This window comes from Myxococcus xanthus, from assembly GCF_013116825.1.
GTDB lineage: Bacteria > Myxococcota > Myxococcia > Myxococcales > Myxococcaceae > Myxococcus > Myxococcus xanthus_B.
Map to the genome: position 1 here is coordinate 41,154 of NZ_JABFNS010000061.1, position 8,884 is coordinate 50,037.

An 8,884-nucleotide genomic window follows, 5' to 3' on the forward strand; every position below is an offset into this window, starting at 1 on the left:
ACGCCTGCCGCGCCCCATCGCTAGGATTTCCGCCAACACACCGCAGGGGGGCGTTCATGGCAGACAGCGTGCCTGTGATTGGCAGTGGGGCTGGCAATCGCGCGGGGGACGTCGTTGGCGTCATTCCTCGCGCGGAGTACGGGCGGATGGTGGTGCTCACCACGGTCATGCCCATGGCCATCATCACCACGACGTGGTTCCTGCCGCCGGGATGGAACCTGCTCGGAACGGCCGCCATGCTCACCGGCTTCCTGCTGGTGTTGGGCAAGGCCATCGCGGGCGTGCCCCTGGCGCTGCTCATCAGTGAGCGCAACCTGATGAGCCTCTCCCGATTCCAGGCGCTCGTGTGGACCGTGGTGGTGATGGCGGGCTACCTGACGATGACGCTCTCCCGCGTGAAGTCGGGCGCGCCCAACGCCGTGGGAGTCGACATCCCCCAGGAGCTCTGGATTGCCATGGGCATCTCCACCACGTCCCTGCTGGGCACACCGCTGGTGCTGGGCGGCAAGCGTGCGCGCAGCCCGGACGAGAAGCTGGTGCAGAACACCTCCGTCCAGCTCGCGGAGTCCCCCACGGACATCGACGCTCACCGCCAGGGCGTGCTCTACGCCAACGCGAACATGACAGACGCACGCATGGCGGACATGTTCCAGGGAGACGAGGTGGGCAACACCGCGCACATCGACCTGGCCAAGGTGCAGATGTTCTATTTCACGCTCATCGCGGCGGTGGGCTACTTCATGGACGTGGCCATGTCGGTGGCGCGCGGGACGACCCACGCGATGCCCGCCCTGTCGCAAGGCATGCTCGCCCTGCTGGCCATCAGTCATGGTGGATACCTGCTAGGAAAGACAGGCGACCACTCGAACTCCAAGCAGACCTGACGCCGCGCGCAAAGCGTTACGACGCAGCGCACGAAGCGTTACCGCGGTAACACGAACGTCACCTTCGGTAACGTCCTGACGCGCCGAGCCAACCTGCAACGTCTTGAATCTCCGAGCGCGGCGCATTGGCAGACACGTTGCTCTGTGCTGGAGCATGCGCACTGCCCCCGCACGCATGCTGTCGTTCATGGCCGCGCTCGCGGTCCTGCTGTCAGCCACGCCGTCGAGCGCATTCAAGATTCCCCTCAGCGAGGAGTCCTCCCTCAACGTCGCCATCCTCCTGCAGCCGCAGCTCCAGATTGTCGACGAAGGCGCGCCGTCCGGCGGCCCCAGCTCCGACATGTTCCTGCGGCGCACGCGCCTGCTCGTCTTCGGAAACATCACCCAGAAGCTGTCGTTCTTCGCCGAGACGGACCAGCCCAACTACGGCAAGAACGGCGACTGGAACGTCGCCTTCTTCATCCAGGACGCGTTCATCTCCTATGAGGTGGCGGAGAAGGTCTGGATTGACGTGGGCATGCTGCTGCCGCCGCTGACGCGCCATGTCCTCCAGGGCGCCGTCGCGTTGCAGGCAGTGGACTACCACTCCAGCCTGGTCCGCTGGGCGCCTGGCGTGGGCAAGGTGTGGCGGGACATCGGCGTGCAGGTCCGCGGCTTCGCCGGCCCCTTGGGATTCCGGGCCGCCATCTTCAATGGCGTCAACGGCAAGACGACGCCGGAGGGCACCGTGCTCAACCCGGACGATTTGCCTCGCGTCACGGCGATGGCGCGCTGGAACTTCTTCACGCGCGAGGAGGACCTCTTCTTCCAAGGCATCTACTTCGCCTCCGAGCCGCGCCTGTCGGTGGGCATCGGCGCCGACTACCAGCCCCAAGCGGTGGCCACGGAATCCGGTCTCCATGATGCGTTGGGTACGGCCGCGGACGTGTTCCTCGACGTGCCCCTGGCGAACGACCAGGAGTTCGTCTTCAACGCCACCCTCTTCCACTACCGCCAGGGCCTGGACAACCCGCAGAGCGGCACGGGGTTCTACGCGGAGACGGGCTGGCGCTTCGGCAAGTTCCAGCCGCTCATCTCCGGCGAGTACTTCAGCGCGCGCGTAGAAGGCCAGGACCTGCTCGCGCTCAAGCCCGGCTTCAACATCTGGTTCCGGAAGCACACGTTCAACCTCCGGACAGAGGTCGCCGTCTCTTGGACCGGCGACATCTCCCAGGCACGTGCCGCCGTGACAGGCACGAGCCAGCTGCAGCTCTTCTACTGACCCTCCTCCACTCCCAAGGAAGCCAACGATGGCCCAGACGCAGGACGCGCTCATCCCCACGAAGGACGCCTTCAGCCGCAACGCCCACGTGAAGAGCCTGGAGGACTACCAGCGCCTCTACCAGCGCAGCATCCAGCAGCCCGAGGCTTTCTGGGGTGAGATGGCCGAACAGCTCACCTGGTTCCACAAGCCAGACGCCATCATGAACCTGGACACCGAACAGGTGGACTTCTCCTGGTTCGGCGGCGGCAAGCTCAACGCGGCCTACAACTGCATCGACCGGCACGCGACGGAGCGCCCCGGCAAGGTCGCCATCATCTGGGCGAAGAACGAGCCGGGCGAGTACGAATCCATCACCTACCGCGACCTCCAGCACCACGTGGGCCGCGTGGCCAACGTGCTGAAGGCCCACGGCGTGCGCAAGGGCGACCGCGTCTGCATCTACCTGCCCATGGTGCCGGAGCTGGCCTACACCATGCTCGCGTGCGCGCGCATCGGCGCGGTGCACTCGGTGGTGTTCGCCGGCTTCTCATCGGAGGCCCTGCGCGAGCGGATTCTCGACTCCGGCGCCAAGGTGCTCATCACCGCCAACGAAGGGCCGCGCGGCCCGAAGTTCGTGCCCACCAAGGCCATCGCGGACGAGGCCGTGGAGGGCCTCTCCCTGGTGGAGTCCATCCTCGTGGTGCGCCGCACGGGCAAGGACGTGCCCATGCTCGCCGGCCGCGACTACTGGCTGGACGTGGAGATGGCGAAGCACCGCGGCGTCTGTCCCGCGGAGTGGATGGACTCCGAGGATCCGCTCTTCATCCTCTACACCTCCGGCTCCACGGGGAAGCCCAAGGGCGTGCTGCACACCACCGGCGGCTACCTCGTCTACGCGGCCACCACGTTCCGCTACGTCTTCGACATCCAGCCGGAGGACGTCTACTTCTGCGCGGCGGACCTGGGCTGGGTCACCGGACACAGCTACATCCTCTACGGGCCGCTGATGAACGGCACCACCACGGTGATGTTCGAGTCCACGCCCACCCACCCGGACGCGGGGCGGCTGTGGCGCGTGGTGGACGACCTGGAGGCCACCATCCTCTACACCGCGCCCACCGCGCTGCGCTCGCTCATCAAGGAGGGTGACGCGTGGGTGAAGAAGTCCTCGCGCCAGTCGCTGCGCCTCCTGGGCAGCGTGGGCGAGCCCATCAACCCGGAGGTGTGGCGCTGGTACCACGACGTGGTGGGCGAAGGCCGCTGCCCCGTGGTGGATACGTGGTGGCAGACGGAGACGGGCGGCATCCTGATTGCCCCGTTGCCGGGGGCCACGCCCACCAAGCCGGGCTCCGCCACCCTGCCCTTCTTCGGCGTGGAGCCGGTGCTGGTGGACGACGAGGGCCGCGTCATCGAAGGCAACGGCGTCAGCGGCAACCTGTGTCTGGCGCGCTCGTGGCCGGGCCAGGCCCGTACGCTGTACGGCCACCACCAGCGCTTCAAGGAGACGTACTACGCGCGCTTCCCCAACCTGTACTTCACCGGTGACGGGTGCCGCCGCGACGAGGACGGGTACTACTGGATTACCGGCCGCGTGGATGACGTGCTCAACGTCTCCGGGCACCGCCTGGGCACCGCCGAGGTGGAGAGCGCGCTGGTGGCCCATGAGGCCGTCGCCGAGGCCGCGGTGGTGGGATTCCCACACGACCTCAAGGGCACGGGCGTGTGCGCGTTCGTCACGGTGAAGCCGGACTGGCAGGAGTCCGCCTCCGAGCAGATGGTGGGCGCGCTCAAGGAGCAGGTTCGGCATGTCATTGGCCCCATCGCCACGCCGGACCGGGTGGTGCTGGTCAACGGCCTGCCAAAGACGCGCTCCGGGAAGATTCTGCGCCGCATGCTCCGCAAGATTGCCTCGGGCGAGGTGGAGAACCTGGGTGACGCCAGCACCCTGGCGGACCCGTCGGTGCTCGATGAACTGCTCGCGAAGGCCACGCCCCCACAGGCGAAGCGCTGACCGGAGGAGACATCCCATGTCCATGAATCCGAATGAGGAAGCGCTGGAAGCACTCGCGGCGGCGCGCTGGCGCGTGGCCGGCGTGCTCACCGTGACGACGCTGGTGGCGTACCTGGGCTTCATCCTGCTGGTGGCGTTCGACAAGCCGCTCATGGGGCAGCAGCTCGTCCCGGGCCTGTCCATTGGCATCCTGCTGGGCGCGCTGGTCATCATCGCGGCCTGGGCGCTGACGGGCATCTACATGCTGTGGGCAAACGGGAAGTACGACCGTGCCCTGCACCAACTCCGCGGTGGGAAGTGAGGCAGGCATGAACCCGGCAGAAACGACGACGCAGCTCGGCCAGCCGAACGCGACGGCCATCCTGTTCTTCCTCCTCTTCGTCGGCGTCACCCTGGCGATTACGTACTGGGCGGCGCGCAAGACGAAGACGACCTCGGAGTTCTTCGCCGCGGGCGGCGGCGTGAGCGCGGCGCAGAACGGCTTCGCGCTCGCGGGTGACTACATGAGCGCCGCCAGCTTCCTGGGCATCGCGGGCCTGGTGGCCACGTCCGGCTTCGACGGGCTCATCTACTCCGTGGGCTGGCTGGTGGGCTGGCCGGTGGTGACGTTCCTCATCGCCGAGCCCCTGCGCAACCTGGGCAAGTACACCTTCGCGGACGTGGTGGCCTACCGGCTGAAGCAGACGCCGGTGCGCCTGTCCGCGGCGGTGGGCACGCTCACCGTGGTCAGCTTCTACCTGATTGCGCAGATGGTGGGCGCCGGCAACCTCATCCACCTGCTGTTCGGTCTGTCCTACGAGGCGGCGGTCGTCATCGTGGGCGCGGTGATGATTCTCTACGTGCTCTTCGGCGGGATGATTGCCACCACGTGGGTGCAGATCGTCAAGGCAGTGCTGCTGCTGGCGGGCGCCACGGGGCTCGCGGGCATGGTGCTGTCCAGGTTCGGCTTCAGCCCGCTGCGGCTCTTCAACGAGGCCGCCACCCAGTACGGCGCGGAGGTGCTGGCACCTGGGAAGCTGGTGAACAACCCGCTGGAGGCCATCTCCCTGGGCGTGGCGCTGATGTTCGGCACCGCGGGCCTGCCGCACATCCTGATGCGCTTCTACACGGTGCCGGACGCGAAGGCGGCGCGCAGCAGCGTCTTCTACGCCACGGGGCTCATCGGCTACTTCTACCTGGTGACGTTCATCCTGGGCTTCGGCGCGTCCGTGCTGGTGGGCCGTCAGGCGATTACCGGCGTGGACAAGGGCGGCAACATGGCGGCGCCCATGCTCGCCGAAGTCGTGGGGGGCACGGGCTTCCTGGGCTTCATCTCCGCCGTCGCCTTCGCCACGATTCTGGCGGTGGTGGCCGGCCTGACGCTGTCCGGTGCGGCGGCGCTGTCCCACGACTTGTGGTCCAGCGTGGTGCGCAAGGGCCAGGCCCCCGAGGCGGAGCAGCTCAAGGTGGCCCGGCTGGCCAGCCTCTTCCTGGGCGTCCTGGCCATCATCCTGGGCGTGGTCTTCAAGGGGCAGAACGTGGCCTTCATGGTGGGGCTGGCCTTCGCCATCGCGGCGAGCGCCAACTTCCCGGCGCTGCTCTTGTCCATGGCCTGGAAGAAGTTCACCACGAATGGCGCGGTGGCCAGCATGCTGACGGGCGCCATCAGCTCGGTGCTCTTCATCTTCCTGTCCCCCACGGTGCAGGTGGACCTCCTGGGCAACACGTCCGCGCTCTTCCCCCTGCGCAACCCGGGCGTCATCACCATTCCCCTGGCCTTCATCGTGGGCGCGGCGGTGTCGCTGCTCTTCCCCGAGCACGAGTCCGCCGCCCGCTTCGCCGAGGTGAAGCACCGGATGCACGTGGGCGTGCCCCAGCCAGTTCCCGCGGTGGCCGCCGTGGCACCGAAGCCCGCGGAGGGGCCGCCCCGCCCCGCCGCCACGGGCAGCGAGGCCAAGGCCTGAGGACAGGCATTCCCCTGGGGCACGGGTCGCCTACACTGGGCCCGTGTCCAACGCCTCAGAGCAGGGCCCCACCGAGGGCCTCCGCGGTCGGTTGCACGAAATCATCTTCGAGGCGGAGACGCCCGCGGGCAGGGCATTCGACGTCGGCCTCCTGTGGGCCATCCTCTTCAGCATCATCGCGGTGATGCTGGAGAGCGTCGCCTCGGTGCGGGCCCAGTACGGGAGCGTGCTGCTCGGCTTCGAGTGGTTCTTCACGGGCCTGTTCACCCTGGAGTACCTGCTCCGGCTCTTCTCCGTCAGCAAGCCGCTGCGTTACGCCCGCAGCTTCTTCGGGCTGGTGGACTTGCTGGCGATCCTGCCCACCTTCCTGAGTGTGCTTCTCCCCGGGGCGCAATCCCTGCTGGTGATTCGGGTGCTGCGGCTGCTGCGCGTCTTCCGCGTGCTCAAGCTGACGCACCTGCTCGGACAGGCGGAGGTGCTGCTCACCGCGCTGCGCGCCAGCCGCCCGAAAATCATCGTCTTCCTGGGTACGGTGCTGACCATCGTCGTCATCATGGGCGCGCTGATGTATGTGGTGGAGGGCCAGGAGAACGGCTTCGACAGCATCCCCCGCGCCATGTACTGGGCCATCGTCACCGTGACGACGGTGGGCTTTGGCGACATCACGCCCAAGACAGTGCCGGGGCAGTTCATCGCCTCCATTCTGATGGTGATGGGCTACGGCATCATCGCGGTGCCCACGGGCATCGTCTCCGTGGAGCTGGCCGCCGCCACGCGGCACGCGGTGGACAACCGGGCGTGCCCCGCCTGTGGCCAGCAGGGGCATGACTTGGACGCGCATTTCTGCAAGCACTGCGGGCACGGGCTCTAGGTCGCGGTCGCTCGCTTGGTCACCGCACCGGCGGCCGGGCGCTTCCTGGACTGGACGGAGGCGGAACGGACGTCCACTTCCAGCCCATTTCCCTCACAGGGTGAAGCTTATCGACGGAGCCCTGGCTCTCGATTCCCTGGAGGCAACCATGCTCTTCCGCCAGCTCTTCGACACGACGTCGTCGACGTACACCTATCTGCTTGGTGATGAGGGACGAGGAACGGCGCTCCTCATCGACCCGGTCGCGGAGAAGCTCGACCGGGACCTCACACTGCTGCGGGAGCTTGGCCTCTCCCTCACCCATGCGCTCGACACGCACGTGCACGCGGACCACGTCACTGCGTCCGGCCTGCTCCGGGCTCGCACGGGCGCCAAGGTGGTGGGCGGCATCGCCGGGGCACCATGCGCTGACATCCACGTGAAGCATGGCGACACGCTGCGCGCCGGGAACTTCACGCTCCAGGTGCTCGCGACGCCGGGCCACACGGATGACAGCGTGAGCTACCTGTTGGGAGACCGCGTCTTCACCGGGGATGCCCTGCTCATCCGTGGCAATGGCAGGACAGACTTCCAGAATGGGAACGCCGGCACCTTGTATGACTCCATCACCCGGGTGTTGTTCGCGCTCCCCGATGAGACGCTCGTGTACCCGGCCCATGACTACAAGGGGCTGACTGTGACGACCATCGGCGAGGAGAAGCGACACAACCCGCGCGTGGCCGGCCGGAGCCGCGATGGCTTCATCGAGCTCATGAACAAACTGGGCCTGCCGAAGCCCAAGCTCATCGACGTGGCGGTTCCCGCCAACCGCGCCTGCGGACTAACGGCATCGGTCAGCGCGCGAGCCAGCCTCACACATTGAGGTACAGGGGAGGGAGCGGCACCGGTTCAAGGCTTGCTGTTCGGAAATGTCGGGGGTTTGCCCGCCGCCAATGTCCCGACATTTCCGAACAGCAAGCCGCCCGTCCGGCCCGGAGCCCGCGCCGGCACGCCACGACATCGACTCGCGAGCCTCCGGGAATCTTGGCGCACCCGCCACGTTCCTGGGCCAACCTGTCACGACACGGCAGCGAGCCCCACCCAGACATCACACACGCCTGCGACTCCAGGGCAGGTCTGTTGATGCCAAGCGCACAACTCGATGAAACACCCGCCAGAAAGCAGGCCCCCGACGTTCACTCCGCACCACGCTGGGTAGGATGCGGTTCCATGCCTCGCACCGCGCATAGGCCGCTGGAAGTGGATGAGGAGAAGCTCGTCCTTCAATTCCCCAGCCTGGACCGTAAGGCCGTGGGTGCTTTCTTCACGCCCGCACCGCTGGCGGAACGCACCCTCGCGCTCGCGCTCCAGCACGTGGGCGGAGGCCCCCTCACGGTCGTGGACCCCTCGTGCGGCGCGGGCGCCTTCCTCACCGCCGCGTCGCGGCTGCGGCCCGGCGTCCGGCTCTGCGGCCTCGAGCTGGACCCCGAGGTCGCCCGCCTCTGCCAGGCCCGCGTGCCCGAGGCCACCGTGCGCGCGGGAGACGCGCTGCGAGACGGACTGGAGCCCCTGCTCGCCACCACTCCGCCAGACCACCAGGAGCTGTGGGTGGGCAACCCGCCCTACAACGGCACCTCCTCCGTGCTGAAGGACCCGCGCACCTACGCGCGGCTGCGCGCCCTGCTCCCACTGGCGCTGATGCCTGGCACCAGCCTGCGAGACGACTTCGCCTTCTTCCTCCTGGTGGCCGCGCACCGGCTGGCCACCCGCCCCGGCGCGCTCGCCTTCATCATCCCCGCGAGCTTCCTCGACGCCTTCATGTACGCGCCGCTGCGCCAGTCGCTGCTGGAGACACTCTCCCTGCGCGAGGTGGTGGACCTGGGCCCCGGCGCCTTCGCGGGCACCCAGGTGCGGACCTGCATCACCGTGTGGAGCTCCCTCCCGGGCCCCCAC

The 8,884-nt window shown here is 67.7% G+C and carries 8 protein-coding genes; all 8 read left to right on the top strand.

Annotation, left to right across the window (positions count from 1 at the left end):
- The first annotated feature begins 56 nt into the window (after positions 1 to 56).
- Complete coding sequence (locus HNV26_RS19170) at positions 57 to 884, top strand: hypothetical protein (protein WP_171444720.1); 828 nt, start codon at positions 57 to 59, stop codon at positions 882 to 884.
- A 154-nt stretch (positions 885 to 1,038) separates the two neighbouring features.
- Positions 1,039 to 2,145, top strand: a complete 1,107-nt coding sequence (locus tag HNV26_RS19175; RefSeq protein ID WP_253816782.1) for a hypothetical protein — start codon at positions 1,039 to 1,041, stop codon at positions 2,143 to 2,145.
- 28 nt (positions 2,146 to 2,173) lie between these two features.
- Positions 2,174 to 4,138, top strand: coding sequence for an acetate--CoA ligase (gene acs / locus HNV26_RS19180; RefSeq protein ID WP_171444722.1), 1,965 nt, complete (start codon positions 2,174 to 2,176; stop codon positions 4,136 to 4,138).
- A gap of 16 nt (positions 4,139 to 4,154) precedes the next feature.
- Positions 4,155 to 4,439 carry a DUF485 domain-containing protein gene (locus HNV26_RS19185; RefSeq protein WP_171444723.1) on the top strand — a complete coding sequence of 95 codons (285 nt, stop codon included), beginning with the start codon at positions 4,155 to 4,157 and terminating at the stop codon, positions 4,437 to 4,439.
- A gap of 7 nt (positions 4,440 to 4,446) precedes the next feature.
- Positions 4,447 to 6,081 (top strand): sodium:solute symporter family transporter, encoded by a 1,635-nt coding sequence (locus HNV26_RS19190; protein WP_171444724.1) that lies wholly within the window; start codon positions 4,447 to 4,449, stop codon positions 6,079 to 6,081.
- Between the two features lie 43 nt (positions 6,082 to 6,124).
- Positions 6,125 to 6,952 (top strand): ion transporter, encoded by an 828-nt coding sequence (locus HNV26_RS19195; protein WP_171444725.1) that lies wholly within the window; start codon positions 6,125 to 6,127, stop codon positions 6,950 to 6,952.
- Between the two features lie 148 nt (positions 6,953 to 7,100).
- Positions 7,101 to 7,814, top strand: a complete 714-nt coding sequence (locus HNV26_RS19200; RefSeq protein WP_171444726.1) for an MBL fold metallo-hydrolase — start codon at positions 7,101 to 7,103, stop codon at positions 7,812 to 7,814.
- 347 nt (positions 7,815 to 8,161) lie between these two features.
- Positions 8,162 to 8,884 (top strand): HsdM family class I SAM-dependent methyltransferase (locus tag HNV26_RS19205; RefSeq protein WP_171452844.1); only part of this gene is annotated, 723 nt, incomplete at its 3' end.